The organism is Amycolatopsis sp. NPDC023774 (assembly GCF_040639695.1).
In the GTDB taxonomy this organism is placed as follows: domain Bacteria; phylum Actinomycetota; class Actinomycetes; order Mycobacteriales; family Pseudonocardiaceae; genus Amycolatopsis.
Genome location: NZ_JBFAAJ010000002.1, coordinates 269,771 through 296,177, shown reverse-complemented (window position 1 = coordinate 296,177; position 26,407 = coordinate 269,771). Strand labels below are relative to the sequence as shown.

At 70.9% G+C, this 26,407-nt stretch carries 29 protein-coding genes; 15 read left to right on the top strand and 14 right to left on the bottom strand.

What is annotated here, in order from left to right; translation table 11 throughout:
- The first annotated feature begins 13 nt into the window (after positions 1 to 13).
- From AB0F91_RS07440 to groL, 7 genes are read left to right on the top strand one after another with little or no spacing between them, the layout of a single operon-like run.
- A complete protein-coding gene (locus tag AB0F91_RS07440) occupies positions 14 to 1,063 on the top strand; it encodes a 2Fe-2S iron-sulfur cluster binding domain-containing protein (protein WP_360595633.1) in 1,050 nt (349 codons plus the stop codon).
- A 60-nt stretch (positions 1,064 to 1,123) separates the two neighbouring features.
- Positions 1,124 to 2,293 carry a toluene hydroxylase gene (locus AB0F91_RS07435; RefSeq protein WP_360595631.1) on the top strand — a complete coding sequence of 390 codons (1,170 nt, stop codon included), beginning with the start codon at positions 1,124 to 1,126 and terminating at the stop codon, positions 2,291 to 2,293.
- Positions 2,290 to 2,661 (top strand): propane 2-monooxygenase effector subunit MimD, encoded by a 372-nt coding sequence (gene mimD / locus AB0F91_RS07430; protein ID WP_360595630.1) that lies wholly within the window; start codon positions 2,290 to 2,292, stop codon positions 2,659 to 2,661. Before AB0F91_RS07435 ends, mimD begins: the two co-directional genes overlap by 4 nt.
- A gap of 58 nt (positions 2,662 to 2,719) precedes the next feature.
- A complete protein-coding gene (locus AB0F91_RS07425; RefSeq protein WP_360595628.1) occupies positions 2,720 to 3,757 on the top strand; it encodes an amidohydrolase family protein in 1,038 nt (345 codons plus the stop codon).
- On the top strand, positions 3,754 to 4,503 hold the full coding sequence (locus AB0F91_RS07420; RefSeq protein ID WP_360595627.1) for an iron-sulfur cluster assembly protein: 750 nt from the start codon (positions 3,754 to 3,756) through the stop codon (positions 4,501 to 4,503). The genes AB0F91_RS07425 and AB0F91_RS07420 overlap by 4 nt, the downstream gene beginning before the upstream one ends.
- Positions 4,500 to 5,525 (top strand): NAD(P)-dependent alcohol dehydrogenase, encoded by a 1,026-nt coding sequence (locus tag AB0F91_RS07415; RefSeq protein ID WP_360595626.1) that lies wholly within the window; start codon positions 4,500 to 4,502, stop codon positions 5,523 to 5,525. Before AB0F91_RS07420 ends, AB0F91_RS07415 begins: the two co-directional genes overlap by 4 nt.
- Before the next feature lie 32 nt (positions 5,526 to 5,557).
- Complete coding sequence (groL, locus tag AB0F91_RS07410) at positions 5,558 to 7,249, top strand: chaperonin GroEL (RefSeq protein ID WP_360595624.1); 1,692 nt, start codon at positions 5,558 to 5,560, stop codon at positions 7,247 to 7,249.
- Positions 7,250 to 7,300: 51 nt separating this feature from the next.
- On the opposite strand, the gene AB0F91_RS07405 is transcribed toward groL, so the two are convergent.
- From AB0F91_RS07405 to AB0F91_RS07395, 3 genes are all read right to left on the bottom strand, one after another.
- Positions 7,301 to 7,741 (bottom strand): DoxX family protein, encoded by a 441-nt coding sequence (locus tag AB0F91_RS07405; RefSeq protein ID WP_360595623.1) that lies wholly within the window; start codon positions 7,739 to 7,741, stop codon positions 7,301 to 7,303.
- A gap of 192 nt (positions 7,742 to 7,933) precedes the next feature.
- Positions 7,934 to 8,104, bottom strand: a complete 171-nt coding sequence (locus AB0F91_RS07400) for a hypothetical protein (RefSeq protein WP_360595622.1) — start codon at positions 8,102 to 8,104, stop codon at positions 7,934 to 7,936.
- Positions 8,105 to 8,121: 17 nt separating this feature from the next.
- On the bottom strand, positions 8,122 to 8,349 hold the full coding sequence (locus AB0F91_RS07395) for a hypothetical protein (RefSeq protein WP_360596302.1): 228 nt from the start codon (positions 8,347 to 8,349) through the stop codon (positions 8,122 to 8,124).
- 18 nt (positions 8,350 to 8,367) lie between these two features.
- Here AB0F91_RS07395 and AB0F91_RS07390 point away from each other — a divergent pair, with 18 nt between their 5' ends.
- On the top strand, positions 8,368 to 9,348 hold the full coding sequence (locus tag AB0F91_RS07390; RefSeq protein WP_360596281.1) for an SDR family NAD(P)-dependent oxidoreductase: 981 nt from the start codon (positions 8,368 to 8,370) through the stop codon (positions 9,346 to 9,348).
- 13 nt (positions 9,349 to 9,361) lie between these two features.
- Here AB0F91_RS07390 and AB0F91_RS07385 read toward each other — a convergent pair whose 3' ends face one another.
- Positions 9,362 to 10,387 carry an NADPH:quinone reductase gene (locus AB0F91_RS07385; RefSeq protein ID WP_360595620.1) on the bottom strand — a complete coding sequence of 342 codons (1,026 nt, stop codon included), beginning with the start codon at positions 10,385 to 10,387 and terminating at the stop codon, positions 9,362 to 9,364.
- A gap of 344 nt (positions 10,388 to 10,731) precedes the next feature.
- On the opposite strand from AB0F91_RS07385, the gene AB0F91_RS07380 reads away from it, so the two are divergent.
- From AB0F91_RS07380 to AB0F91_RS07370, 3 genes are all read left to right on the top strand, one after another.
- On the top strand, positions 10,732 to 10,905 hold the full coding sequence (locus AB0F91_RS07380; protein WP_360595619.1) for a hypothetical protein: 174 nt from the start codon (positions 10,732 to 10,734) through the stop codon (positions 10,903 to 10,905).
- A 165-nt stretch (positions 10,906 to 11,070) separates the two neighbouring features.
- The gene (locus AB0F91_RS07375) at positions 11,071 to 12,117 is read left to right on the top strand and encodes a PAS domain S-box protein (protein ID WP_360595617.1); all 1,047 of its coding nucleotides are present in this window, start codon (positions 11,071 to 11,073) and stop codon (positions 12,115 to 12,117) included.
- Between the two features lie 61 nt (positions 12,118 to 12,178).
- Positions 12,179 to 12,547 carry a response regulator gene (locus AB0F91_RS07370; RefSeq protein ID WP_360595615.1) on the top strand — a complete coding sequence of 123 codons (369 nt, stop codon included), beginning with the start codon at positions 12,179 to 12,181 and terminating at the stop codon, positions 12,545 to 12,547.
- A gap of 306 nt (positions 12,548 to 12,853) precedes the next feature.
- Here AB0F91_RS07370 and AB0F91_RS07365 read toward each other — a convergent pair whose 3' ends face one another.
- Positions 12,854 to 13,501, bottom strand: a complete 648-nt coding sequence (locus tag AB0F91_RS07365) for a response regulator transcription factor (protein ID WP_360596279.1) — start codon at positions 13,499 to 13,501, stop codon at positions 12,854 to 12,856.
- Positions 13,502 to 13,711: 210 nt separating this feature from the next.
- On the opposite strand from AB0F91_RS07365, the gene AB0F91_RS07360 reads away from it, so the two are divergent.
- Genes AB0F91_RS07360 through AB0F91_RS07345 form a run of 4 tightly spaced genes read left to right on the top strand, consistent with a single transcriptional unit; the run spans position 13,712 to position 18,453 of the window.
- Complete coding sequence (locus AB0F91_RS07360; protein WP_360595613.1) at positions 13,712 to 14,992, top strand: MFS transporter; 1,281 nt, start codon at positions 13,712 to 13,714, stop codon at positions 14,990 to 14,992.
- 18 nt (positions 14,993 to 15,010) lie between these two features.
- A complete protein-coding gene (locus AB0F91_RS07355) occupies positions 15,011 to 16,177 on the top strand; it encodes an acyl-CoA dehydrogenase family protein (protein ID WP_360595612.1) in 1,167 nt (388 codons plus the stop codon).
- Positions 16,178 to 17,683 (top strand): AMP-binding protein, encoded by a 1,506-nt coding sequence (locus AB0F91_RS07350; protein ID WP_360595610.1) that lies wholly within the window; start codon positions 16,178 to 16,180, stop codon positions 17,681 to 17,683. It abuts the gene before it with no gap.
- The gene (locus tag AB0F91_RS07345; RefSeq protein WP_360595609.1) at positions 17,680 to 18,453 is read left to right on the top strand and encodes an enoyl-CoA hydratase/isomerase family protein; all 774 of its coding nucleotides are present in this window, start codon (positions 17,680 to 17,682) and stop codon (positions 18,451 to 18,453) included. The genes AB0F91_RS07350 and AB0F91_RS07345 overlap by 4 nt, the downstream gene beginning before the upstream one ends.
- Positions 18,454 to 18,605: 152 nt before the next feature.
- Here the strand turns inward: AB0F91_RS07345 and AB0F91_RS07340 are convergent, their stop codons facing one another.
- From AB0F91_RS07340 to AB0F91_RS07300, 9 genes are all read right to left on the bottom strand, one after another.
- Positions 18,606 to 19,826 carry a TetR family transcriptional regulator gene (locus tag AB0F91_RS07340; RefSeq protein ID WP_360595608.1) on the bottom strand — a complete coding sequence of 407 codons (1,221 nt, stop codon included), beginning with the start codon at positions 19,824 to 19,826 and terminating at the stop codon, positions 18,606 to 18,608.
- Positions 19,827 to 19,915: 89 nt separating this feature from the next.
- On the bottom strand, positions 19,916 to 20,803 hold the full coding sequence (locus AB0F91_RS07335) for a hypothetical protein (RefSeq protein WP_360595606.1): 888 nt from the start codon (positions 20,801 to 20,803) through the stop codon (positions 19,916 to 19,918).
- Between the two features lie 5 nt (positions 20,804 to 20,808).
- Complete coding sequence (locus tag AB0F91_RS07330) at positions 20,809 to 21,444, bottom strand: hypothetical protein (RefSeq protein ID WP_360595605.1); 636 nt, start codon at positions 21,442 to 21,444, stop codon at positions 20,809 to 20,811.
- A 117-nt stretch (positions 21,445 to 21,561) separates the two neighbouring features.
- Positions 21,562 to 22,389 carry an LLM class flavin-dependent oxidoreductase gene (locus AB0F91_RS07325; protein ID WP_360595604.1) on the bottom strand — a complete coding sequence of 276 codons (828 nt, stop codon included), beginning with the start codon at positions 22,387 to 22,389 and terminating at the stop codon, positions 21,562 to 21,564.
- Between the two features lie 108 nt (positions 22,390 to 22,497).
- On the bottom strand, positions 22,498 to 23,331 hold the full coding sequence (locus AB0F91_RS07320) for a peptidoglycan-binding protein (RefSeq protein ID WP_360595602.1): 834 nt from the start codon (positions 23,329 to 23,331) through the stop codon (positions 22,498 to 22,500).
- An 88-nt stretch (positions 23,332 to 23,419) separates the two neighbouring features.
- Positions 23,420 to 23,854, bottom strand: a complete 435-nt coding sequence (locus tag AB0F91_RS07315) for a hypothetical protein (protein ID WP_360595601.1) — start codon at positions 23,852 to 23,854, stop codon at positions 23,420 to 23,422.
- Between the two features lie 31 nt (positions 23,855 to 23,885).
- The gene (locus AB0F91_RS07310) at positions 23,886 to 25,079 is read right to left on the bottom strand and encodes a DUF6745 domain-containing protein (RefSeq protein ID WP_360595600.1); all 1,194 of its coding nucleotides are present in this window, start codon (positions 25,077 to 25,079) and stop codon (positions 23,886 to 23,888) included.
- Positions 25,080 to 25,203: 124 nt separating this feature from the next.
- Positions 25,204 to 25,842 carry an HD domain-containing protein gene (locus tag AB0F91_RS07305; RefSeq protein ID WP_360595599.1) on the bottom strand — a complete coding sequence of 213 codons (639 nt, stop codon included), beginning with the start codon at positions 25,840 to 25,842 and terminating at the stop codon, positions 25,204 to 25,206.
- A gap of 106 nt (positions 25,843 to 25,948) precedes the next feature.
- Positions 25,949 to 26,395: a MarR family transcriptional regulator gene (locus AB0F91_RS07300; protein WP_360595598.1), complete on the bottom strand. Its 447-nt coding sequence runs from the start codon at positions 26,393 to 26,395 to the stop codon at positions 25,949 to 25,951.
- Positions 26,396 to 26,407: the final 12 nt, after the last annotated feature.

Sequence of the window (26,407 nt, the reverse complement as noted above, 5' to 3'; positions counted from 1 at the left end):
AGGCAGGGAAGCGATGGGAAACAAGCACCACGTCCGCTTCGAACCGGTCGGCATCGAGATCGAGGTCGACGAGGACCAGAACATCCTGCGAGCGGCTGCCGAGCAGGGCGTCATGCTCATGCACGGGTGCAAGGAGGGGCAGTGCGCCTCCTGCAAGTCGTTCATCCTCGATGGCGAGGACGTCGACCACGACCGGTATTCCACGTTCGCGTTGCCCGACTTCGAAAAGGAGGAGGGCTTCACGCTGCTGTGCCGGGCGCACGCGTACGAGGACCTGACGATCGAACTGCTCAACTACGACGAAGAGATGATCCATTCCGGACTGCCGATCCAGGAGGCGGTGGCGGAGGTGGTGTCGCTCGAGGAGATCACGCACGACCTCCGGCGGCTCGTGGTCCGGCTCGTGGACACCGAGTCGTTCAAGTATTTCCCCGGCCAGTACGTCGACTTCGCGGTCCCGGGACACGAGGCCACCCGGTCGTTCTCGATGGCGAACACCCCGGGCCGGGACGCCGGCCTGCTGGAGTTCGTGATCAGGATCTACCCGGACGGGTTGTTCTCGCACTTCCTGGACACCGCGGTCTCGGTCGGGGACCGGCTCGACGTGTCGGGCCCGTTCGGGGTCTTCACCCTGCGTGACGCACCCGAGCGGGATCTGGTGTTCCTCGGTGGCGGCGCCGGCATGGCGCCGATCCTCTCGTTGCTGCGGTCCATGGCCGAGCGCGGCATCGAGCGGAAGGCGACCTACTACTACGGCGCCCGCCGCAAGAGAGACCTGTGCTTCGAGAACGAGCTGTCGGCTCTCGAGGACAAGATCCCGGGTTTCCGGTTCGTGCCGGCCCTTTCCGAACCCGACGAGGGCGAGGAGTGGGACGGCGAGACCGGCTTGATCACCGACGTGGTGCGCAGGCTCGAGACCGACCTGGGCCGCACCGACGTCTACGTGTGCGGGCCGCCGCCCATGGTGGAGGCGGCCCTGGAACTGCTGCCGGCGCTCGGTGTGCCGGAGAAGCGGATCTTCTACGACAAGTTCACCACGACCGGCGACGCGGATGAGACGTGAGTCCGGCTGAGACACCGAGGTAACGACGAGGCCAGTGCCCGACGCGAAGGATGAAAACCGATGACATCAACGGCAGAACGCAGCGTCCCCAAGCCCGTCTTCACCGATGCCGAGGCGGGCGCCCGGGACTTCCCGGACTCGACGGAGCGGCACTTCAACTACTTCACCCCGAAGAAGCGCAAGCAGAGCCACTACGAGGACGTCACCGTCGAGGTGCAGCCCGACCCGCGGCACTACCTGAGCCAGGGCTGGTTGTACGGCTTCGCCGACGGCAACGGCGGCTACCCGCTCGAGTGGACCACGCTCAAGGCGTGGGGTTCGGATCGGCCCGAGCCCGTGCGCAGCCCCGGTTCGGGTGGCCAGGGCTACCCGTGGCCCGCGCTCGGCTGGCACGAGTTCCGCGACCCCAACGAGGAGTGGGAGCTCACGCTCTACCGTTACAACGCGAACGTGGTCCGGCAGCTGAACCAGAACATCGACGCGGCCCGCCAGTCGAAGGCGTTCGAGCAGTGGAACCCCAACTGGGTCACCTTCGTCTCGCACCACATCGGTGCGTGGATGCACGTGGACCAAGGCCTGGGCCTGTACCTGTACGCCAACGCCAACCGGCGGGCGCCGACCAACATGCACAACAACGCCATCTCCGTGAACAGCATGCACCGCATCCGCGCGGCGCAGGACCTGGCGCTGTACAACCTCACACTGACCGAAGAGATCGACGCGTTCGACGGCACCGCGCACCTGGAAACGTGGAACGAGGACCCGGCGTGGCAGGGCGTCCGGGAGACGGCCGAGGCGCTCACCGAGATCTGGGACTGGTGCGAGGCGATCTTCGCCGCGAACATCGTGTTCGAGCCACTGGTCGGTGAGCTCTTCCGCAGCCGGCTGGTGCAGCAGGCGGCACCCGCCAACGGCGACTTCGTGACGCCGACCCTGATCGGTGCCGAGGAGTTCGACTTCTCCGAGCGCGACCTGCGCTACACGAAGGCGATGTTCGACCTGTTGGTCAACGACAAGGAATTCGCCGACCACAACCGGCAGCTCCTGCAGCAGTGGCTGTCGGCGTGGGTTCCGAAGTGCATTTTGGCAGCGCGGACGCTGCAGCCGCTGTGGTCGCAGCCCGACGCGAAGCCCATGCGGTTCGAAGACAGCCTCGACCGCGCCAAGAGCCGCTTCGGCGGCATCCTGTCCGACCTGGGCCTGCAGGCACCGAAGGAGCTGAGCCAGTGACTGTCTTCAAGACGGCGGAAAGCCCGTACAAGTCCAACAACACCGCGTCGAACCGGTGTGGGTTCACCCTGATGAACAACCAGGTCGGCGTGATCGTGGCCGAGGTCATGGGTGGCAAGGAAAACGTGACCATCACGCCGCTGCCCTCGATGATCCGGGTGGACGCCGACGGCCGCATGGACGTCGTCTACTCCGAGATCGACGAGGCGGCGGGAGAGGAGGAGGGCTGGTTCAACTCGGCGGAGTTCGAGGAGAACATGTCCACGCACTATGGGCGCATGGTCCACCTCGACGACCGCACGATCATGTTCGCCAACCCCGAGGACGCGGCCGAGTACCTCGACTTCGACCTCGTGGCGCGCAAATAACACGGGTCGCGACAGCACGACTCGGCAGAAGCACTCGATACAGTCCGGGAGGAGCACCGTGTACGAAAAGGACGGCGAGAAGTACTTCGTGGTCGACGGGCACACCCATTTCTGGGATGCCAGCCCTGCCAACTGGGTTTCGGGTCAGGAGGAGTACGCGAAGGGCTGGATCGAGTGCTTCCACGCGTACCAGAGCCTCGGCCCGAAGGAGACCCACTGGCCGATCGAGAAGTTCCAGAAGTACGACGAAGAAACGATGATGTACGACCTGTTCGACGCCGGCCACGTCGACGTCGCCATCTTCCAGCCCACGAACCTGCGGCAGTGGTACCGCGAAGGCTTCAACACCACTGAGGCCAACGGGGCGCTGGCGGAGAAGTATCCGGGCCGGTTTGTGGTCAACACGAGCTGGGACCCGCGAGATGGCGAGCCGGGTCTGAAGGGCTTGGAAGAGCGCGTGAAGCGCTGGGGCTGCAAGGGTGCGAAGCTCTACACCGCCGAGTGGTACGGCGACTCGCGCGGCTGGAGCCTGCGGGACCCGGAGGCCTCGCGCTACCTGGAGAAGTGCCAGGAGCTCGGCGTCAAGAACATCCACGTCCACAAGGGACCGACGATCTGGCCCCTGGACAAGGACGCGTTTGACGTGAAGGACGTGGACTACGCGGCCACGAACTTCCCGGGACTCAACTTCATCGTCGAGCACGTGGGGCTGCCGCGGATCGAGGACTTCTGCTTCATGGCCACGCAGGAGCCCAACGTCTACGCCGGCCTGTCGGTGGTCGTCGGCGGGCTCATGCACGCGCGGCCGCGGTTCTTCGCGAAGGTGATGGGCGAGCTGCTGTTCTGGGTCGGTGAGGACAAGATGCTCTTCGGCGCCGACTACGCCATCTGGGAACCGAAGTGGCAGGTGGAAGGCTTCGTCGACTGGCAGATGCCCGACGGCGAGGAGTTCTCCGACTACGGGAAGCTCACGGTTGAGACCAAGAAGAAGATCCTCGGCCTCAACGCGGCCCGCCTGTACGGCCTCGAAGTGCCCGAGGAGCTCGACCTCAAGGCGCCCAAGACCGTCGAGGCGGTAGGGGTCCCGTCGCCGTGACAGCGCCCGGTTCCGCCGGCGCGCGCACCGACCAGACCGCCGCGATCACCGCGGCGGTCTGGTCGGCGCTGGGGACCGTGCGCGATCCCGAGCTCGACCGGCCGTTGACCGACCTGGGTTTCGTGTCCGGCTCCACAGTGGACCCGGGTGGGGAGGCGGTCGTCGAGCTGTGCCTGCCGACGTATTTCTGCGCGCCGAACTTCGCGTTCCTGATGGTGGCCGACTCCTACGACGCCGTGTCGGCGGTGCCGGGGGTCAGCCGGGCCGTGGTGCGCCTGAAGGACCACTTCGCCGCCGACGTGATCAACAAGGGGGTGGCGGCGCGGGCCGGTTTCGTCGGCTCCTTCGGCGAGGAGGCGGCCGACGAGCTCGACAGCCTGCGTGCCGACTTCCTGCGCAAAGCCGTGCTCGCCGGCACCGACCGCGTGTGCCGGTCGATGGTGTCCGGCGGCGTGGCCCGGGAACGCCTGGCGGACCTGACGCTCGCCGACGCGCCGCCGACAGCGGACCGCGAACGGCTGCGGGAGCGCCGCCGTGAGCTGGGCCTGCCCGGCGGCGACGCCGACCCGCTCGTGCTCGACCCGGGCACCGGCGAGGCCGTGACCGCGGACGAGTTGCACCGGCACCTCGGCCTCGCGCGGCTCACGCGCGTGAGCCAGGACGCCAACTCGGGGGTGTGCCGCGGGATGCTGCGCGCCCGTTACCCGGAGGCCACCGACAACCCCGATACGGAGGAGACGCCATGAAGGCGGTCCGGTTGCACGCTTACCACCAGCAGCCCGTCCTCGAAGAAGTGCCGGAGCCGAAGGTCACCGGGCCGCTCGACGTGGTGGTGAAGGTCGGCGGGGCCGGAGTGTGCCGCACGGACCTGCACATCGTCGAGGGGCAGTGGGCCGAGAAGTCCGGCGTCGCCCTGCCTTACACGATCGGGCACGAGAACGCGGGCTGGGTGCACGAGGTCGGCTCCGCCGTGACCAACGTGGCCGTCGGCGACACCGTCATCCTGCACCCGACGCCGACGTGCGGGCTGTGCCACGCCTGCCGCGCCGGCAACGACATGCACTGCGAGAACAACGCGTTCCCCGGCATCGACACCGACGGCGGGATGGCCGAGTACCTGCTCACCGCCGCCCGGGCGTGCATCAAGCTCGACGCGGACACCCGCCCCGAGGACGTCGCGGCGCTGGCCGACGCCGGCATCACCGCCTACCACGCCGTGCGCAAGGCGGTGCCGCTGCTGCCCCCGGGCACGGTGTGCGTCGTCAACGGCGCAGGCGGGCTCGGGCACATCGGCATCCAGTCACTGCGGGCGCTGACGGCGACGACCGTCGTGGTCGTGGACCGCAACGTCGACGCGCTGAAGCTGGCCGCCGACCTCGGGGCCGACCACACCGTGGTCGCCGACGGCACCCACGTCGACGCGGTCCTGGACCTCACGGGCGGCCACGGCGCCGAGGTCGTGCTCGACTTCGTCGCCGAGCAGGGCGCGCAGCAGGACGCGTTCGCCATGACGCGCCGGGCCGGCTCGCACTTCGTGATCGGCTACGGCAGCAACATCGACATCCCGACCATCGACATCATCTCCACGGAACGCAACATCGTGGGCAACCTGGTGGGCACCTACAACGACCTCGTCGAGCTGATGGTGCTCGCGCAGGCGGGCAAGGTCACCTTGCACACCAGGCAGTACCCGCTCGACGCGGCACTCGACGCGCTGGCCGATCTCGACGCCGGCCGCGTCCGGGGCCGCGCCATCCTCGTCCCCTAGCCGATCCGGTCCCATCACACAGGAGGAGCAGCATGGCCAAGGAACTTCGCTTCGGCTCGGAAGCCCGCGACCTGCTGGTGGCGGGGGTGGACAAACTCGCGGAGGCCGTGAAGTCGACGTTGGGCCCCAAGGGGCGCAACGTGATCATCGAGAAGATCACCGGTTCGCCCGTGGTCACCAACGACGGCGTGACCATCGCGCGTGAAGTCCACTTGCGCAACCAGTTCGAGAACATGGGCGCGCAGCTGGTGAAGGAAGCGGCGATCAAGACCAACGACGTGGTGGGTGACGGCACCACGACCGCGACCGTGATCGCGCAGGCGATCGTGAGCGAGGGCATGTGGGCGATCGCCCACGGCGGCAACCCGGTGCTCGTCAAGCGCGGCATCGACGCGGCAGTGGGGCGGCTCGTCGAGCACCTGGAGACGATGGCGCACCCGGTGAAGTCCGAGGAGGACTTCGCGCGGGTCGCGGCGATCTCCGCCAACGACGACGGGGCCGTCGGCTCGGTGATCGCCAAGGCGCTGCACGCGGTGGGGGAGAGCGGGGTCGTCACGATCGAGGAGTCGCCGCGCATCGGCATGTCGGTGGAGTTCGTGGAGGGCTTCGAGTTCGACAACGGCTACCTCTCGCCGTACCTCGTCACGGATCCCGGGCGCCTGGAAGCGGTGCTCGACGACCCGTACATCCTCATGTGCAGCGAGAAGATCAGCAACGTCCAGCAGCTGATGCCGGTGCTGGACAAGGTGATGCGCAATCCGCGCCCGCTCGTGCTGATCGCGGAGAACGTGGAGGGCACGGCGCTGTCGATGCTCGTGCACAACCACGTGAACCGCACGTTCCAGGCCGTTGCGATCCGCGCGCCCGGCTTCGGCGACCGCCGGCTGCACAAGCTGGAGGACCTGGCGGCCGTGGTCGGCGGGGCGGTGCTGTCGAAGCACTCGGGGTTCTCGCTGGAGACGATGAAACTGGAGCACCTCGGCCGCGCGAAGCAGGTGCGGGTGACGGAGAACGCGACCCAGATCGTCGGGGGCGCGGGGTCCGCCGAGGCCATCGACTTCCGCGTGAACCAGCTGCGCGCCGAGCGTGAGCGCGCGCAGTTCGGCATCGACGACGACGTGCTGACCGAGCGGATCGGCGCGCTGACCGGCAAGGTCGCGGTGATCCGCGTCGGCGCCGCGACGCCGGCCGAACTCAAGGAGCTGCAGCACCGCGTGGAGGACGCGCTCTCGGCCACCCGGGCCGCGATCGCGGAGGGCGTGGTCGCCGGCGGCGGCGCGACCCTGCTGCACGCGGAGAAGGTGCTGACCGGTCTCGACCTCGAAGGCGACTACGCCATCGGCGCCGAAATCGTGCGGCGCGCACTGAGCGCACCGGCGATGCTGATCGCCAGCAACGCCGGGTACGCGGCCGAAGAGGTCGTGGAGCAGACCCGCAAGCTCGGCGACGACGAAGGGTTCGACGCGTTGGTCGGGCGCTTCGGCGACCTCGTCGAGCTCGGCATCATCGACCCGCTGCGGGTGTGCCGTTCGGCGCTGCAGAACGGCGCTTCGGTCGCCGGCCTGCTGCTGACGACGAACTCGCTGATCGCCGAGGAGCAGACGCCGTGGGGCGGCAGCGCGGCGCTGATGACCGAGTTCGGGCCGCTCGACGAAGGCCTGCACCAGCCCTCGCCCGATGCGAGCACCCCGCAGTCGCTCGGGATGGGCCCGTCGGTCGGCTGATCCCGCTTGTGGTCCGGGCTGCCGATCCGGGCGGCTCGGCCCCCGCGCACCTCACCCCCGTACGGGTGCGCGGGGGTCTTCCCGTTGAGTGGCAGGGAAAGCCGCGAACGCCCCGGTGAGCGCGAACCGCCCCGGGCCGGTGAAAGCGAGCACCAGCAACGTCCAGCAGAAGAGCGCGGCCTGCTCGCCGCCGTTCTGGATCGGCAGCACGTCGGTCGGCGCGTGGACGGTGAAGTAGGCGAAGGCCATCCACCCGGAGCCGATCAGCGCGGCGGCGCGGGTGCCGATGCCGAGGCACACCAGCGTGCCCGCCCCGGGCTGGATGAGCGCCGCCCACCAGCCGGGCCACGCACCGACCTGCGCCGGGGCGTGGATGCCGAGGATCCCGAAGAGGGTTTCCCGCCGTGGCAGGCGAAGAGGAACCCCACGACGATGCGGAAAGTCCGATCGCGTGGTCGCGGATCGCGTCCAGCCGGTACCTGGTACATCCACAAAGGACGGTGCCGGGGCGCGGCAGGCCGACACCCTGGCCGGCTGCGTAATGGTCCAGCTCTATCGGGCGTCGGACCAGGTATACCGGCTGTGACGTTCGCGGCGGTACCTGCGAAAGTGTGGCCTCGCGCGTCCGGGGTGCTCAGGCGTGCTGCGGTGGCCAGCCGGACTCGAGAAGATCGAACACGGTGTTCATCGCGGCGAGGGGGTCGGGCTCGTGCCGGTGAGGTCGGGGATCTCCGGCACGTAGCGGGCCGGCGCCCTGGCCGCCATGTCGGTCGCGGGCAGCTCGTCCGCCTCGGCGATCGCTTCGGTCAGCGCGTCTTCGCCGGCGATCCACAGCTTGCGCGCGTACCCGCGCAAGGCCGGCGTGCCGACGATCAGGGCGCGCTCGTACTCGGGCGGCAGTTCGCCGGCGAACGGCCGCGGTTCGCGAAGAACCGGCGCAGGGCGGCGAGGCCGGGTTCGCCGGCTTCGCGCTCGCGCACGCGGCGACGAGCCGTCGCGGCGTTCGGTGCCGTCGTCGAAGACGAGGGCCTCCTTGCCGTCGGCACGTGGGCGAACGACGTGGCGACGGAGACGTCGGCTTCCTCGGCGATCCGGGCCACGGTGACGTGGTCGTAGCCGTGCTCGAGGAACAGGCGCAGGGCGGCGTCGTCGAGCGCCTGGCGGGTGCGGGCCTTATCGAGCCCGCCATGGCGAACCAGTCCACGATCGCGCTGGTGACCGGCGGCAAAGCCGGCATCGGCTACTTCGTCTCCGAGCGGCTCGCCGCGGCCGGAGCCGCCGTGGTGCTCGGCAGCCGCGACCCCGCGAAGGCCGCCTGCGCGATCGGCGCGATCCACACCCGGGTGCCCGGGGCGCGGGTCACGTCCGTGCGCCTCGACCTCGCCGATCTGGCCTCGCTGAAAGCCTCGGTCGACGCGCTGGACGTGCCGCGCCTCGATGTCGCCGTCCTCAACGCGGGAGTTCTCCTCGAAGGTCCGGCACGCCGCAAGACTCCGGCCGGCCACGAGCTGACGTTCGGCACCAACCACCTCGGCCACTTCGCGCTCACGGACCTGTTGTGGCCCCGGTTGCGGGCCGGCCGCGTGGTGACCACGGGCAGCTCCCCGGCCCGTTCCGCTCACCTCGACCTCGACGACCTGCAGGGCACCCGAGCCTTCGCGCCGAAGCAGGCCTACGAGCGCGCCAAACTCGCTCAGATGCTGTTCGGCTTCGAGCTCGCCCGCCGTTTCGAGGAGGCGGGCAGCGGCGCCCTCAGCGTCGTCGTCCACCCCGGCGGTGCCTTGGACGCGCTGACTCCTTCGCGTCCGCCGGTTCACTCCCGCACCACCGGGCAACTGCTCCGCGCGGTGCCCGCCGGTGTGCTGCTGCAAGGAAAACACGCGGACCCGGCCGTCCGTGCACGCGGCGCTCGACCCGTCCGTCGGCAATGGACAGCTGTGGGGCTCGCGGTCTTCGGCGTGCGGGGAAAACCGCGCCTGGAAACGCCGAAGGGTCCGCTCGCCGACTCCGCGACCGGTCGTCGGCTGTGGGACCTGAGCGCGGAGCTCACGGGCGTGGACCCGGACTTCGTGACCGCGCCGGCCACCGGGGCCCGGTGACCGGCGCGGGGGTTCAGCCGGGGGGTGTCACGTCGATGAGGATCTTGCCCGTCGCGCCGTTCTCCGAGGCTTCGTGGGCTTGCGCCGTCTGCTCCAAGGGGAAGCGGTGCACCGGCAGGCCGCGCTCCTCGCCCAGGCGCAGCGCGCCGTCGACGAGGGCCGCGGTGACGTCCTCCGCGCCGGCGCGGAGCTTGTCCAGGCCGACGGTGTAGAGGACCAGGAACTGGTAACGCGAGTTCAGCCACAGGTTGCGGCCGAACTCGAGGGTGACCGTGCCGGTGCCGCGGTCGTCGCCGTAGGCCGCGACCGTGCCGCGGGTGCGCAGGACGTCGGCGTGCAGCCCGGCGTTCGTGCCGGCCGCGACCTCGACCACGAGGTCCACGCCATCGGGGGCGATCGCCCGGATCCCGGCCGCCAGGTCGCCTGAGGTGTAGCGCAGCACGTGGTCCGCGCCGGCCGCCCGGGCCAGCGCGGCCTTGGCCTCGGTGCTCACGGTGGTGAGCACCGTCGCACCGGCCCAGCGGGCGAGCTGGATGGTGGCGTTGCCGACTGCACCCGCCCCGCCCGTGACCAGGACGGTACGGCCCGCGAGCGCGCCCGGGGCGAGCCGCGCCGGCCCGTCCTCGGCGACGGTCAGGGCGCGGTGCGCCGTGAGGGCCGGGATGGCGAACCCGGCGCCCTCGTCGAAGCCGACGGCGTCGGGCAGGCGCACGAGCCGTTCGGCGGGCAGCACGGTGTACTCCTGCGCCGTTCCGGACGCGGGGGCGTGGGCCGCGGCCAGCAGCACCCACACTCGGTCGCCGGCCGCGAACTCCGTGACGCCCGGCCCGACGGCGTCGACCACGCCGGCGCCGTCCTGGTTGGGCACGGCCGGGCCGGCGAGCTCACCGGGGCCGCGGCGCGACTTCCAGTCCGTGGGGTTCACCGCCGACACGACGATCCGCACGCGGACCTCGCCGGCGCCCGGCTCCGGGACCTCCCGCTCCGACAGCGACAACACTTCCGGCCCGCCGTGGCGGGTGTACGTGACAGCCTTCATGTCTCGTGCAATCCCGCGCCGCAGCAGGTCTATTCCGCGGGCGCCGGAAATTCCTCCCGCCGGGAGCTCGTCGGCGTGGGGTTTTCCCCACATCCGGCCTTGAGCGGCCGTGGTGGCCGCTCGATGGCTGAGCGGCGCCCCGCGCGCAAGGCTGGACGGACGAGCCCACAGCCCCCCGCAACGCCGACGAAGGAGCGAACGATGGCCGCACACGAGACGCCGAACTCGCACCTCGAACCGGGGGCTCAGGAGCAGGCCGACGCCACGGAGAACCCGTCGTTCCTCTCCGAGGTGCTCGACGACCCCGCGGTCAGGTGATGTGGCGAAGCCGCTGTCGACGAGGCGTGACCCGCCGCAGCCGGCTCGGCGAGCCGCGGGACGCGGGCGGGGCCGTGACGACGGTGCGCCGCCACCGCGCCCTCGGCGACTTCACGATGCTCGACCCGATCCGGGACACGCACGCGGTTGAGGCCGCGGCTGCGCAAGCGATCGCGGTCCTGCGGGAGGCCCTGCACTGACAGGGTGTGCCGCCGCCCCCTCCCGCACAGTGGCGGCACCCGCGGGCCGGCCATCCCCCCGTCATGGCCGGCCGGCGGCTCGCGGGCTTGCGTGTCCGGCGAGGGTGACCACGGCGGCGCGAGCGTGGGTACGGTGAATGTCTCCGACCCCGTCGGGAGGGCGCCGTGGAATCTCCCCCTGAAATGCTCGAGCTGATCCTGCACACGGTTCCGCAGCCGGTCTGGGTGATCGACCACGGCGGGGCGATCATCTTCGCCAACCCCGCGGCCGTGGCCGCGCTCGGCTATTCCGACCTGGCCGAACTGCGCGGGCGCCAGAGCCACGAGACGGTGCACCACCACTATCCGGACGGTTCGCCGTTCCCCGCGTCGGAGTGCCCGATGCTGCGGTCGCGCCAGGCCGGGGAGACCGTGCACAGCGACGAAGACTGGTTCTTCCGGCGGGACGGCTCGATGTTCCCGATCGAGTGGTGGTCGGCCCCGCTGGACCTGCCTGGCGGCCGCGGCGCGGTGCTCGCCTTCGAGGAGACCACGCGGCGTCGTGCGGCCGAGCAGGCCGTGCGCGAGCGTGACGCGGCGCGGATCCGCGCGGCCGAGTCGCGCGCCACCGGAAGGCGCATCGTCGAGAGCGCGACGGCGGCCCGCCGGCAGCTGGCCCGCGACCTGCACGACGGTGCCCAGCAACGGCTGGTCGCGCTGCTCATCGACCTGCAGCTTGCCCGTGAGGAGTTCGCCGCGGCGCCGGACCGGGTTCCCGGGCTCCTCGACGAAGCCGTCGAGCACACGCGCGCGGCCATCACCGAGCTGCGGGAGCTCGCCGCCGGGATCCACCCGGCCGTCCTGTCCGCGCGCGGGCTCCGCTTCGCGGTCGAGGCCCTCGCCTCGCGCGCGGCCCTGCCGGTGGTGGTGACCGGGTCGGTCGAGGTCGAGCTCGACGAAGGGGTCGAGGCGTCCGCCTACTTCGTCGCCGCCGAAGCCCTCACGAACGCGGTCAAGCACTCGCGCGCGTCGCAGGTCACGGTGACCGTGGTGGCGACCGGGCCCTCGCTCACGGTCGAAGTGTGCGACGACGGCATCGGCGGCGCCGTCGCGGGCGGATCCGGTTCCGGCCTCGCCGGTCTGGCCGATCGCGTCGACGCGCTCGACGGCCGGCTCACCCTGTCCTCGCCACCCGGCGGCGGAACCCTGCTGCGCGCGGAGTTTCCCCTCTGAGTGCGCGAACTGTGGGGACACCCCCATGGCGGGGCCGAATGCGGCAAGGGACCCTTGAGCGATGCCGCCCACCGCTCTGATCGTCGACGACGACACCGGCTTCCGGCGCGCGGCGCGGCGTCTGCTCGCCGCGCGGGGCTTCGAGGTCATCGCCGAGGTGGCCGACGCGGGGCAAGCCCTGGAAGCCGTGCGAGCCCACCACCCCGACTGCGTGCTCCTCGACCTCCACCTCCGCGGCACCGACGGCCTCACGGCCGCCCGCGCCCTCGCCGCGAGCCCCGGCCCGGCGCCCCGGATCCTCGTCACCTCGACCGAGCCGCCCGACTTCGCGCTCACCGACCTGGCCGCACTCGGCACCGTCGCCTTCGTCGGCAAGGACGAGCTGGCGACAGCCGACCTGCCGGCGCTGTTCGGTTTCTCGGCCGCCTGACCCCGCGGCGCGCGGTCAGCCTCGTTCTTCAAACGGTTCGTCGCTCCAGCGAAACCACGCTCTGCCGTCCTCGACGTGGAGGGGAACTCGGCCCCGGGCCGTGCGGCGACAGCAGGCTCAGGGTTCCCGCGATGCGCTCGTAGATCCCTTCCCACGCCTCCGTCTCCCCGAAGAGTTCCTCGCCCCGGACCAACCGCCACACCTCGCCGGAAGCCGCACCCACGCCCGGCTCACCCTCCCGATCGACTGTCCCGGCGCAGGATCGCGTGCGCCACCGACGTTTCCGGTGGAACGACCTCAGTGACGTCAGCTCCGCAGATACCGCAGCACCGCCAGCACCCGCCGATGCCGGCTGCTTGCCGACTGGTACAGGCCGAGTTTGGTGAAGATCCCCGTCACGTGGCGTTCCACGGCGGGCACGGTGACCACGAGCTTCTCCGCGATGCCGACGTTGGAGTGGCCCTCGGCCATCAGCGCGAGGACCTCGCGCTCGCGGGGGGTCAGGTTGTCGAGCGGGCTGCCGACGCGTTCGCGCCCGACGAGGCGGGCGATCACGTCCGGGTCGAGGGCCGTGTCGCCCGCGGCCACGCGCCGCACGGCGTCGATGAGGACCGCCGGGTCGGCGACCTTCTCCTTGAGCAGGTATCCGACGCCTTCGGCGCGGTCGCCGACCAGCTCGAAGGCGTAGCGGTCCTCCAGGAACTGCGACAGCACGATCACCCCGACGTCCGGGTCGGAAGAGCGGATCTCCAGCGCCGTGCGCAAGCCGTCGTCGGTCAGGTCGGGGGGCATGCGGATGTCGGTGATCAGCACGTCGGGCCGGTGCGCGCGGACCTGGCGCAGCACTTCGGAGGCGTCCGCCGCCACACCGACGACGGCGAAGCCGGCGCGTTCGAGGACGCGCACGATCCCCTCCCGCACCAGGGCCTGGTCCTCGCCGACGACCACGCGGATCCGTTCCGCCACCGGGCTCACGCTACCGGGACCGGCCCGCTCGGGTCCGCCCGGAAAACCCCGCCAGGCGTGCGCGGATGCGGTGCGTGCCGGGGTGGTGACCGGCTGCTGCGCCGTCGGACCGTGACCGCGGACCCCTTGAACTCTGGCTAACGACCAGTTACCGTCCGCCTAACCAGTATTCACCTCCCGCAAAGAAGCAGGTGGCCCATGTCCGAAGTGGCGACCAACGCCCCGGCCGGCGTGGCCGGGTCCGCCTACACCCGAAGAGAGCGCGGTCTGATCATCGCGGCCGCGGTCAGCGGCTGGGGGATGGAGTACTTCGACCTCGTGATCCTGTCGCTGGTGGCCGGCGACGTCGGGAAGACGTTCGGCGTCTCCACGGCCGCCGTGGGCGCGGTCTTCACCGCGCAGCTCGCCGCCACGGCGATCGGTGGCATCCTGTTCGGGCCGCTGGCCGACCGGTTCGGCCGCCGCCGCGTGCTCACGTGGACGATCTGGGTGTTCGCGATCGGCACGGGGCTGGGCGCGCTCGCGCCGAGCTTCGGGCTGTTCGTGGTGTGCCGGATGATCGCCGGGATCGGGATCGGCGGCGAGTGGGCCATCGGGTTCGCGCTGCTGAACGAGGCGTGGTCGCCCAAGCGCCGCGGCCTGGCCGGCGGTGCGGTGCAGGCCGCGATCTGGCCCGCGTACGCGATCGGCATCTTCGTCGCCGGCGCTGTGCCGAACTGGCGCTGGGCGTTCGCCATCGGCGCGCTGCCCGCGCTGGCCGCGGTGGCGATCCGGCTCGCCTGCCCGGAGTCCAAGCAATGGCTGGAGCTGCAGCGGGCCAAGGCGGAGGGCCGCGAGGCCGCCACCGCGGTCCGCGAACCGGCCACAGCCGGACTCGCGTTGCTGTTCAAGAAGAACGCGCTGAAGATGGTCGTGCTCGGCACCGTCGTGGTGTTCGGGGCGCAGTACTCCTACTACGTGTACTCGTCCTGGATGCCGACCTTCCTCAAGACCGGACTGCACCTGGGCGCGGGCCCCACGCAGACGGTGCTCTACGTCAGCGCCGCCATCTCGCTCGTCTCCTACGTCGCGGCCGGCGCGCTCGGCGACCGGTGGGGCCGGCGCAAAGCGCTGCTCGCCTTCGCCTCGGTGCAGCTGGTCGCGTTCATCGCCTTCGCCGTGCTGATCGCCACCGGCGCCGCGACCGGGTCGGTGATCGCGATGTACTTCGTGATCTCGTTCGGGCTCGGCTACTTCGCCGTGTTCGGCACGTGGTTCGGCGAGCTGTTCGCCACGCCGATCCGGGCCACGGGCTCGAGCTTCTGCTACTCGGTGGGCCGCGGCATCGCGAGCTTCGGGCCCGGGATCGTCGGCCTGCTCGCCGCTCGCTACGGCCTCGGCGGCGGCATCTCGACCGGCCTGTTCGCCGTGGCACTGATGATGATCACCGCGCTGTTCCTGGCCGACCGCTCGGGCCGGGCCATTACCGCGGCGGAATGACCCGGGAATGAGCCGGGAATGAGGAAGGGGAACGACTTGCAGCACCTCTGGAGGGACCACGTCGACGAGCGCCTCGCGCTCGAGGCCCGCGAGTTCACGCGCGAGCACGTGGCCCCGGTCGCGGACGCGCTGGACCGCGACGACCGCTACCCGCTCGACCTCGTGCGGCTGACCGCCGAACGCGGCTGGAACTCGATGACGCTCGACCCGCGCTACGGCGGCGAGGGCCGCCCGATGACCGAACTGCTCGCCGTGCTGGAGGAGCTCTCGGTCGCCAGCGCCATCCTGGGCATCTCGCTCATCACGATCTTCCAGAGCCAGCGCTGCATCGAGCTCTACGGCGAGGAGTCGCTCAAGGAGCGCTACCTGCCGCGCTACGCCGGCGGCCTGCCCGCGTCGTTCGCGCTGACCGAGGACGGGCACGGCAGCGACATCCGCACGCTCGACACGAAGGCGCAGCGCACCGACAAAGGCTGGGTGCTCAACGGCGAGAAGGCCTTCATCACCTCCGGTGCGGCCGCGGAGCTGTTCGTGGTGCTCGCCGAGACCGACGTCGGCGTCTCGACGTTCGCGGTCACCAAGAACACCCCCGGCGTGTCCAGCTACCAGGGCCACGAAGCCGAGACGTTCGGTCTGCGCAACGGCCCGCACGTCAACCTGGTGTTGGAAGACGTCGAGGTGCCCGCCGACCACCTGGTCGGCACCGAGGGCCGCGGCCTCAAGCAGGTCATGGTCACCCTCGCCAACTCGCGCACGCTCGCCGCCGGCATCAGCCTCGGCATCGCGCGCGCGGCGTTCGAGGGCGCGCTGAAGTACGTGGACACGCGCTCCGCGTTCGGCACGAAAGTGCTGGATTTCCAAGGGATCCAGTGGTACTTCGCGGAGCTGGCCGCGCAGATCGACGCGACGCGGCTGCTCACCTACGAGGCCGCGCGCGACCTCGACGCGGGCCGTGACATCGCGCGCTCGTCCTCGTCGGCGAAGCTGCTGGCGGCCTCGCTCGCCACGAAGGTCGCCTCCACGGCGGTGCAGGTGTGCGGCGCCCACGGCACGCGCGAGACCCAGCCGTTCGGCCGGTACCTGCGCGACGCCAAGGCGTACGAGGTGGCCGGGGGATCGGCCGAGGTGCTCAAGAACACCGTCGCGAAGAGCCTGGTCAAGGCCGTCAGGGTGGAGGATCGGTAGATGTTCGCGGCAACACTGAAGCAGCGGTGCGAGGCCAGCGGCGACGCGCCGTTCCTGCTGCAGGACGACAAGGTGATCAGCTGGGCCGGGCTGCTCGACGTGGTCACCCGCACCGCGACGCTGCTGCAGAGCAACGGCGTCGGGGCCGGCGACCGCGTGCTGTTGGCCTGCGGCAACACGCCGACGTTCCCCTACCTGTGGTTCGCGCTGCGCTGGCTCGGCGCCACCTGCGTGCCGCTGCACAACCAGGCGACCGGCGCGCACATCCGCCAGGTCGTGGCCGACGCGGGCATCGAGTTCGCTGTCGGCGACACCCCGAGCATCGCGCGCCTGGTCGCCGACGCGGGCTTCGACTCCGGGCACACGCTGGGCTTCGCCACGGCCGGCGAGCTGGAGCACGCCGTGGCCGGCCTCGCGCCGCACCCGATGCACGAGGCGGAGCTCGACGCCGAGAGCAGCCTGCTCTACACCTCGGGCACCACCGGCCCGCCCAAGGGCGCGGTGTTGTCGGACGGCGCGTTCCTCGCCGGCGGCCGGGAGCTGGCCGACGCGATCGGGATCCGCGCCGACGACCGGATCATGGTGGCGTTGCCGCTGTTCCACACCAACCCGCAGGTGTACGCGGTGATGACCGCCATCGCCACCGGCTGTTCCCTGGCACTGCTGGAGAAGTTCGAGCCGGCGAAGTTCCTGGAACAGGCGATCCGGTACGAGGCCACGGGATTTACCTACGTCGGCACGATGCTGGCGATGCTCGTGCGCAAGCTGCCCGAGCACATCCCGCCGCACAAGCTGCGCTTCTGCACCGGTGGAGGCGCGCCGGTCGGGCTGTGGACCACGATCGAGGACCACGTGGGCGTCGAGGTCCACGAGCTCTACGGCATGACCGAGACCGGCGGCTGGGTCACGGCCAACCGGTCCGGGCAGCGTCGCCGCGGGACCTGCGGTACCGTCCGGCCCGACATGGACCTGGCGATCCTCGACGCGAGCGACGTGCCCGTGGCACCCGGCGAGCCCGGGCAGATCTGCGTGCGCCCACGTGCGGCCTTCGTGCTCTTCGACGGCTACCACGGCAAGGCCGAGCTGACCCTGCAGAAGTTCCGCAACCTGTGGTTCCACACCGGGGACATGGGCGCGGTCGACGAAGAGGGCTACCTGGTCTTCCACGGCCGGGCCGACGACATGATCCGCCGCGGCGGCGAGAACGTGCGGCCCGCGGACGTCGAGGCGGCGATCGCCGAACACCCGGCGGTGGACGAGGTGGCCGTGGTCGGCGTGCCCGACGAGGTCGTGGGCCAGGAGGTCCGCGCCGTCGTGGTGCCGCGGGGCGAGTTCGACCCGCTCGGGCTGCCCGCGTTCCTCGAGGGCAAACTGCCGAAGTTCGCCTGGCCGCGCTACATCTCGGTGCGCCCCGCACTGCCCAAGACAGCGACGCAGAAGGTCCGCTCGGCCCTGCTGCGCACGCACGAATCCGACGACGTCGACCTTCGCGGAGCCCGTTCATGACCGAACCCGTGCTGTTCGAGGTGACCGACGGCGTCGCCGTGCTCACCCTCAACGCGCCGCGCAAGCGCAACGCCATCGACGGCGAGCTGGCCGGCGCACTGATCGACGCGTGCGAGCGCGTCGACGCCGACCTCACGATCGGCTCGGCCGTGCTCCGGGGCGCCGGCGGCTACTTCTGCTCGGGTGGCGACCGCGACGAGCTGGCGGCGATCTCGGCCGCGCCCGCGTCGGACGAGGGAATCCGGGCCACCCAACGGATCTACGACGCGTTCCTGCGTTTCGGCGCGCTGAAGGTGCCGACGGTCGCCGCCGTGCGTGGCGGGGCCGTGGGCGCCGGGATGAACCTGGCGCTGGCCGCCGACGTGCGCGTCGTCGCCGAGGACGCCGTGCTCGCGTCCGGCTTCACGCGCCTGGGCGTGCACCCCGGTGGCGGGCACTACACGTTGCTGACGCGGGTCGTCACGCCAGAGGCCGCGACGGTGCTCGGTGTGCTGGGCGAGTCGGTGAACGGCCGCCGCGCAGTGGAGCTCGGGCTCGCCTACGAGGCCCGGCCCGACGAGGAGGTCGAGCCCCGAGCCCTCGCGCTCGCGGCTCGTGGTGGCGGCGACCCGGCCCTCACGCGGGCGGCGATCCGCAGCCTGCGGGCTGAGGTCGGCCCGCCGGCGTTGAGCTGGCAGGCAGCCGTGCCGCTGGAGCAGAGCGCGCAGCTGTGGTCGTTCGCCCGCAAGGGCTCCGACCGCTGGAAGGGCACCGAGCGCGCGAGCGACTGAGCCGCGCGCGAGACCTGTGGCCGCGGAACCGGACGGGCGCGGCCACCGGCAAAGCCGAAGGGCGACCGGTTGAGAGAACACCGAGGGCGAGGGAGGACCTGAAGGAGGGGGAAGGTCCGCCCCGCCCTCGGTGTCCGTCCACAGCGGACGCGTCAGACCGCCACGCTCGTCAGCGCCGCCATCGCGAGCCCGACCGTCCACTCGGGACGCTCCGGCACCGCCGCGAACCGCCTCGACCGCGCCACGGCGTCGATCAGCTCCATCACCGCGAGGCTCGCGGTCTCCGCCACGGCTTCCTCCACGCCGGGGTTCACCGCGAGGACCGCGCCCACCCAGTAGTCCACGTAGCGCTTGCGGTCGCGGCGCACGGCCTCGCCGAGGTCTTCGGGCACGTGGTGCTCCTCGGTCATCCACACCGCGATCAGGTCGCTCTTCGCGATCGCCGTGCGGACGTGCGTCGTCACCAGCCGTTCGAGCACCTCGTGCGGGGTCCCGTCCGAGGCCATCGCCAGCGCGCCGCCCCAGCACAGCTCGTCGGCGATCTCCTCGACCACGGCGGTGAGCACGGCCGCCTTGCTGGGGAAGTGGCTGTAGATCGACGGGCCCGCGATGCCCACGCCCGCGGCGATGTCGTCGATGCCCACGGCGTGGTACCCGCGTTCGCGGAACAGCTTCGCCGCCTCGTCGAGGATCGCGCGACTGCGCGTGTTCTCCGCCGCGGCCGGTGATTCCCGGTCCACCACGCGGATTTCCGGCAGGGTCTTCGGCGGTTCCGGCGCGAGCAACGTCGCCAGCAGCACGGTTTCCAACGTCGCCGCGTGGGCCGACAGACGGCGCCGCGGCAGCGCGGGCACGCTGTTGAGCAGGCCCAGCGCGGCACGGATCCGGAACTCCGCCTGGCTCGTGGCGAGTTCCGGCCGCGCGTCCACCAGCACGCGCAGCCACAGGTCGACGCCCTCGACGCGCACGGCCACCAGCTCTTCGCGGACCTCGCTCGTGAGGTAGTGGGCTTCCTGGTGCCACAGGCGCACCACGTCGGGGCGCTCCAGCACGACGCCGACCACCGACGTCGCCAGCCGCCGCAGCACCTCGTCGGTGTCACCACCCTGCGCCAGCGCGAGCACCTCGCGGTTGCGCCAGGTGAGCACCATTTCGCGGATGGGCTCGGCGAGCAGCGCGCGCTTGTCGGGGAAGTGCTTGTACACGGCGCCGGCGGTGATGCCGACCTGTTCGGCGATGTCCGCCACGGAGACCCCGCCGTAGCCGCGTTCGCGGAACAGCCGGGCCGCGGCCGCGAGCAGCTCGGCGCGGCGATTGGGGCGCGCGGACGGCGAGGACTGCCGCTTCGTCCCGCGAACTTCCGCCCGGCTCACTCGTTCTCCTCACCGCGTCAGCACCGTTCCCACCAGGTTAGCGGGCGCGCGCCGGAAAGGCTTGCACAACCAGGGTTGGAGAACCGGCGCTAGGGCCGCTCGTTCTGGAACTGGAACTGCACGCGCACCGAATCGTCGAGCGGCACGACGAGGGTGGTGTTGCCGGCCGACCACACGCGCGGCACCAGGAACATCCGGTCGTTGCCGTGCACGAGCAGGCGCAGGTTCCGGTAGCGGTAGTGGAAACTCTGGCCCTCCGACGCCGGCAGCGCCGTCTCCTCGATCCCCGGACTGCGCAGGAACAGCCGTTCCTTGGTGTCCACGATCACGCTGGGCAGCACGTCGAGGGAGCGCGCCTGCGCCATCGCCAGGCCGCGCCCGGACCACTGTGCGATCGTGGCCGTGGTCCAGAACAGGCTCACCGCGACGACGACCAGCACCAGCCCGAGTGACACCCGTCGCACGGCCGACACCGGCGCGGCGCCCGCACTCAGGCGCGTGAGGACCCGGAAGCCGTAGACCACCAGCACGCCGCCCACGGCGATCAGCAGCGGGGTGACCAGGGCGTAGAAGAGCCATGACCGCAGGACCGCGTACAGGAGCAGCAAGACGACCCCGGCGGCCAGGAGCGCGAGGCCTGTTGTGGTGAGCCCGCGCACCACCGCCCGGATCCGCGTGGTGTACCCGGCCGCGGCGATGCGCTTCTGCACGGTCGAGTGCAGCGCCAGCGCCCCGACGCTCACGAACGTCAGCACGAGCAACGGCGTCAGCAGTGGCTGCGGGCTGCGCATCACGTAGTCCTGTGTCGCCAGGCCGATCGTGTCGACGTCGATGCCGAAGTACTCGTACTGCGAACGAGTGGAGACGTACCCGAAGTAGAACAACAGCGCCGTGAGCAACGTGGCGGGCGCGACGACGTTCCCGGCGGCCCGGATCCACTGCTCGAACCGGCCGGTGACGTCCCCTTCGTCGGGCACCGTGCTCAGCCCGACGTCGTCGAGGAGGTGGTCTCAGTCGTCGTTTCGGCGGTTTCCGAGGACGATTCGGTGGTCTTCGACGAACTGCTTTCCTCGTCGAGCGGATTCGTCAGGTCGATCTTGTTCTTTTCGAGCCGGTAACCGTCGCACCCACTCCGGTCGCACTCCAGGTGTCCGCCCATGGCCAGCACGGCACCGTCGCCGGGCTTCAGCCAGGTGAGGGCGATCGAACACGCCCTCGCCTGCGCGGTGAAGGTGAACGACACACACGTCGGGTCGCCGCCGCACCTCCCGCCGGCGGTCACCTCGTCCGCGGAGTCCACGTGGATTTCGGTCACTACGACTCGCACGCCGTCGGGGGGCGTGTTCAGCAGACTGACGCTGATGCAGTCGTCCTTGTCGGTCGCGTTGTTGCTGCCGCCGATCGGCAGTCCCGCGACCTGGATCGAGCCGGATTTCTCCGTCGACCGCGGTGTCTCGGTCCCGGTGCCTTCCACACTCGGGTCTCCGGTTGTGGTGACCTCGGACTGCGCCGTCTCGTCGGAGGCGCCGGAGCCCGACCCACCCGAACCCGTGCACGCGGTGACCAGGACGAGAAAAACGGCACCCACCAAGGTGCCCGACCAGTGACGCAATGACATGGTTCCCACCTCTCACCCACGGTAGCGGCGGGAGGAACGGGATGAACACCGTGCCAGGACACGAGACGGTCACGAGGTTTCACCACCCTCGAGTCCGAAGTGGACGCAGGGCCCGCGTCACTTGCCGGTGAGCCGCTCCACGAGCGGGGCGAACTCCTCGACGAACGCGCTGTTCACGGTGAAGTACGACACCCCGAGCTCGTCTCGGCGGCGTACGAGCTCGGCGGCCATCGCGTCGACGTCACCGTTGAGCACGGTGAGCGAATCGCGCTCGATGAGGGTTTTCGCGTCGAGACCGCCGAGGAACCGGCTCATCCACGGCGGTGCTTCGTCGCCCACCACGAAGATGTTGTGCGACAGCTCGAGGTCGTCGGCGCGGGCACCCGCGGCCGCGCGGATTTCCTCGACGTGGTCGGCCATCTCGGCGCGCGTGGTCAGCGCGCCGCCGGCGAGGGTCACGATGTCGGCCTTCGCCGCGGCCAGCCGGCGGGCCTTGGGGCCGCCGGCCGCGATCATCACCGGTGTGTGCGCGGCGCCGTCGAGACGCCGGACGTGGTCGATGGTCTCGGACACCTGGTCGAGCCGGTCCTGGCCGGAGCCGTAGGGCAGGCCCAGCTCGTCGGCTGCCTGGCGCATCGTGGGCAGGCCGGTGCCGAGGCCGAGCTCGAAACGGCCGTCGGTGAGCTGGGTGAGGCTGCGGGCCTCCCACGCGGCCGCGCGCGGCGTGCGCAGCGGGCTGGCCAGCACGAACGAGCCCACCCGCAACGTCGTGGTAACGGCCGCGGCGATCGCCAGCGCCGCTGTGGGCGACGGCAGGTTGAGGTTGTCGGGTGAGAGCAGTGTCGAGTAGCCCAGCTCCTCCGCACGCCGCGCCGTGGCCTGCCACTTCACGCCGGTGCCGTCGGCCGCCGCGACCACTCCGAACCGGAACGCCTTGTTCGCCATGGAAACACCCCCGTAGTCGAGGATCCCGATACAACCACCGTCGACGGTGCGGGTGCCACCACGCCGACGTCCTCGCCGGCTCTTGCCGAACCGGCGAGGACGGTGCCGTCAGCCGCGCTGGTACTCCTCCCAGGTCTTCTTCGGGTTCACCGCCGGGCCGTCGTCCGGGCCGCGGCCGGCCAGGCCGTTGAGGCCCAGGTAGTAGTCGCCCGTCTGGTGCTGGGCGCCCGACGACAGGTCCGGGTCGGAGATCGCGACGGCGTGGATGTGGTAACCCCAGTCGGCCTGCTCCGGCGTGCGCAGCCATGCCGCGAACCCCACCTGGCGCAGGGTCTTGACCACGCTCGTGCGGGTCGCGCTGGACAGGCCCGCCACCGAGACGTCGAACGTGCCGCCGCCGTCGTGGGTGCCCGCCGACGCGTCGACGCCGCCCGGGTTGTACGAACCCTGCGTGAGGCTCATCTGCCGCCCGAGCAGGCCTTCGGCGGCCACCAGCATGGCCTTGGTGCGGGTGTTGAGTGCGACGCCGTGGTAGGTCACGCGGCTGCCCGCGGCGATCACGGCGGTGACGGTGTACCGGCTCGCGCCCAGCTTCTCCAGCGACGTCCGGCCGGGCAGGCCCGAGGCGTCGATTCCGGTGTAGCCCAGCGACTTCTGGTACTGCGAGTACGCCGTGATGGTCGTGGTGCCGAAGTAGCCGTCCACGTACTTCGCGTCGAGCAGCCCCTTGGCCTGCAGTGCCTGCTCGACCAGCAGCACGCTGTCGTGCGCGCCGGGGGTCTGCGTGCTGTCGGCACGGCGCGGGTCGATCTGCGCGGCCTTGAGCACGGCCTCCATGCTCGCCGCGGGCAGCACCTGCGTGGCCGCACCGGCCGAAACCGGTGCGGCCACGCCGAGCGCCGCCGCCGCGAGTGCGGTCAGTGTGACGACCTTGCTGAGCATCCCTGGTCCTCTCGTCCGCGGATGATTCCGGGGCAAAGAATCATGGAACGGGATACAAGGGACGTACAACTCGAGGTCCGGGCCAGGTTCAGTCGGCGATGAGCAGCCTGGTCAAGGCCACCCCTCGCTCCTGCTGGCGCCGCACGAGCCACCGTCCCGGAGCCACCCCGCTGCCGCCGTGCTCGGGGTGGATCAGATAGGCGGGTGCGGAGTTCTCGAACACCGCGATGCCCAGGTCCAGCGGGTCGCGGATCGACGAGGTCCACCGGCAGGTGTCGGGATCGGCCACCAGTGTGTGCGGGTTGCGCCCGTCCACGCCGCGCACCAGTTCGACACCGCCGTGCGGCACGGTCTGCCACCACGGGTTGGTGCGCAGCACGACGGTACGGGCGACGAGGGCGTGCGGGATCAGGGTCAGGTCGCCTTGGGCCTGCAGCCCGTCGAGCACGGGAACGGCGACTTGGCGTTCGAGGTGCTCCAGCACGTCGAGGCCGGAGCGGTCGAGCAGTTGTGCGAGGTCCATTGTGGTCACCTTGGGGGTCTCGAGGGAACGGTCAGGTGCGGCGCAGCAGGCCGGTGTACTGGGCTCCGGTGAGCCCGTAGGACCAGCCGGCGGCGTCGACGGGGTCGTCGAACCACGGCGGCACGGACAGGCCGTAGCGGCGGCGGGTGCCGTCGCGTTCCACGGATCCGTTGACAGCGAGCAGGAGCCGGCGCGAGATCGTGCCAGGCGCGCGAGGCACGTCGTAGAGCAACAGTTCGGCGTCCCGGTTGCCCGGATCCGGTGCCCGCGCGACGAACGTGAGCCCGGCCCGCGCGATGTACCCCTCCCAGCCCAGGCGTTCGACGGCGCACCGGCGGATCTCGACGTTGCGTTCGATGTTGATGGCTTCGGCAGTCACGTCTTCGATCACCCACGCCGGCACCGGTGTGCCGTGCCACGCGTACACGCGCCAGCCGTCGGGATAGGCGATCGCGGGTCCGTCGGCGGCGTGCGCCCGCAACTCGCCGTACCTGGAGCCGGGCACGGATTCCGTGCGGACCACCACTGGGCGCTCGGTGACCACGCACACGTCGTCACGCGGCCACCACCAGCCACACGAACGCGCGATTTCGGCCCATAGCCCGAAAATTCGCTCAGTCTCGCGTCCGAAGTGGACACCGAACCGGCGGTGGGCATCGTAGTGCGCCACCCAGTGGGCCTCGTGCTGGCCGTGCCAGCGGAGCCCGATCGGCTCGCGCAGTCCGGCCCTGATCGTGCCGACGACCGAATCGAGAATGCTGCTGCGCAGCGCACCCCGTACGCCGTGGGCGAGCAGGGCGTCGAGTGTGAAGCCGCGATCGAGCGCTTCCCGGGGATCTTCCGGCGGGATGACCGGTCGCCACGACGACCGGTCGGCGAAGCCGATCCGTCGGTTGAGCCGCGCGCGCAGCTCCGACAAGGAGTTGGCAAGGCGGCTTTCCAGCCAGGTCGGTGCCCCCGCCGAGAGTGTCCGGCTTGGTGACACGAGTTTCGCTGCCGCCCCAGGGGAATCGACCCACACGAACGCCGGGGGCGGCCGGTCTTCGAGCTCGTACAGGGCGCTGATCGCCGCCTCGGTGGCCGGCCGGTCGGCGGGCTCGCACGAGAGGGCGTGGGCGAACCATTCGGCCCGGACGGCCTCGGCGATCTTCCACCGGACCCGTGCTGGGTCAAGGATTTCAGGGTGTTCCAGAGCGCGGGCTCCCGGCCCGCGGGGCGCGGTCACCGCGCGAGGGCGAGCACGCCCTTTCCATCAGACATGCCGTGATCATGGCAGCAAACGGGGTTGCCGCGCAAGCGTTTTGGCCGCCACCGTCTCCTTCGGGGCCCACGGCAGCGGCCGGCCGGCGTCACTCTTTCCAGTCGGAGTTCTCGATCACGTCGACGAAGTCGGTGTGCTTGAAGCCGGGCACGAAGTGCTCCAGCACGTCGGCGTTCACGGTGCCGAAGGTCGAGTCGGGACGGTGGGCGAACCCGTCCTTGAACGCCTGCAGGATCCGGCGCTTGAAGTCCGGCCGCGGGTGCGCGCCGGTCACGGCGGCGATGTCCTCGCTGGAGACACGGTCCAGGTGCAGGCCCAGCACGTCGGTCTCGACGCCCGCGGTGGTGGCGGCGATCTCGGGCGCCATCCGGTACGGCACCTCCGGCGTGGTGTGCAGCGCGATCGCCGTCCAGACCAGGTCGGCGTCGGCGGCCGAACGGCCGTGGGCGAGCAGGAACTTCCGGGCCTGGTCGGCGCCGTCGATCTCGAAGCGCTGCTGCTCGCTGCGCCACGGCGGCACGAGCCCGGTGTCGTGGAACAGCGCGGCCACGTAGAGCAGCTCCGGGTCGGGGTCGATGCCGAGGGCGCGCGCCTGCAGGCTGCCGAACAGGAACACACGGCGCGAGTGGTTGAACAGCAGCTCGGTGGACTTCTCGCGGATCAGCGACGTCACCTCGGCGACGAGGTCGGTGTCCGGCACGGTGATCCCGGCGATCGTCTCGGTCATCACGACTCCCTGGGTGAGAAACGGTGTGGTAACCCCAGCATGCTCCGCACGAGCCCTCCTTCGCCGTGCCCGGACCGGCCACGTACCCCACCGATAGGGACATCGCTCAGGCGTGCGCGATCATCCGCAGCACGTCGGTGAACGCCGTGCGCTGTTCGGCGCTCAGCTCACCCAGCACCGTGTCCTCGGTCTCGGCGACCAGTGGCGCGACCCGGCGCAGCACCCCGGCCCCGTCCTCGGTGATCCGCAACAGCTTGCGGCGGCGGTTGCCCGGGTCGACGCGGCGCACGACGTAGCCGCGCTCCTCGAGCCGCGCGAGCAACGGCGTGAGCGTGGCCGTGTCGATGCGCGTCGCCTCGGCCAGCGCCGCCTGGTCGAGATCGGGCGAGGCCCGCAACACCCGCAGCGAGACGTACTGCGGTGGCGTCAGCTCGCGAACGATGTCCTGCCAGCGCGCGGTGTAGGTGCGCAGCGCTTGGCGCAGCAGGTACAGCGGAGCGTCACCGAGCGGGCGCTCACCGCCCTCGACGTCGTGGTCCGGTTCGGTGTCCATGGGCTCAAGGCT

Bases quoted from the DNA above. Each gene is read 5' to 3' on its own strand.
- AB0F91_RS07300 (WP_360595598.1), bottom strand. From the start codon at position 26,395: ATGGACACCGAACCGGACCACGACGTCGAGGGCGGTGAGCGCCCGCTC.
- AB0F91_RS07330 (WP_360595605.1), bottom strand. From the start codon at position 21,444: ATGTCATTGCGTCACTGGTCGGGCACCTTGGTGGGTGCCGTTTTTCTC.
- AB0F91_RS07350 (WP_360595610.1), top strand. From the start codon at position 16,178: ATGTTCGCGGCAACACTGAAGCAGCGGTGCGAGGCCAGCGGCGACGCG.
- AB0F91_RS07315 (WP_360595601.1), bottom strand. From the start codon at position 23,854: ATGGACCTCGCACAACTGCTCGACCGCTCCGGCCTCGACGTGCTGGAG.
- AB0F91_RS07360 (WP_360595613.1), top strand. From the start codon at position 13,712: ATGTCCGAAGTGGCGACCAACGCCCCGGCCGGCGTGGCCGGGTCCGCC.
- AB0F91_RS07385 (WP_360595620.1), bottom strand. From the start codon at position 10,387: ATGAAGGCTGTCACGTACACCCGCCACGGCGGGCCGGAAGTGTTGTCG.
- AB0F91_RS07355 (WP_360595612.1), top strand. From the start codon at position 15,011: ATGAGGAAGGGGAACGACTTGCAGCACCTCTGGAGGGACCACGTCGAC.
- AB0F91_RS07305 (WP_360595599.1), bottom strand. From the start codon at position 25,842: ATGACCGAGACGATCGCCGGGATCACCGTGCCGGACACCGACCTCGTC.
- groL (WP_360595624.1), top strand. From the start codon at position 5,558: ATGGCCAAGGAACTTCGCTTCGGCTCGGAAGCCCGCGACCTGCTGGTG.
- AB0F91_RS07325 (WP_360595604.1), bottom strand. From the start codon at position 22,389: ATGGCGAACAAGGCGTTCCGGTTCGGAGTGGTCGCGGCGGCCGACGGC.
- AB0F91_RS07320 (WP_360595602.1), bottom strand. From the start codon at position 23,331: ATGCTCAGCAAGGTCGTCACACTGACCGCACTCGCGGCGGCGGCGCTC.
- AB0F91_RS07345 (WP_360595609.1), top strand. From the start codon at position 17,680: ATGACCGAACCCGTGCTGTTCGAGGTGACCGACGGCGTCGCCGTGCTC.
- AB0F91_RS07415 (WP_360595626.1), top strand. From the start codon at position 4,500: ATGAAGGCGGTCCGGTTGCACGCTTACCACCAGCAGCCCGTCCTCGAA.
- AB0F91_RS07370 (WP_360595615.1), top strand. From the start codon at position 12,179: ATGCCGCCCACCGCTCTGATCGTCGACGACGACACCGGCTTCCGGCGC.
- AB0F91_RS07435 (WP_360595631.1), top strand. From the start codon at position 1,124: ATGACATCAACGGCAGAACGCAGCGTCCCCAAGCCCGTCTTCACCGAT.
- AB0F91_RS07440 (WP_360595633.1), top strand. From the start codon at position 14: ATGGGAAACAAGCACCACGTCCGCTTCGAACCGGTCGGCATCGAGATC.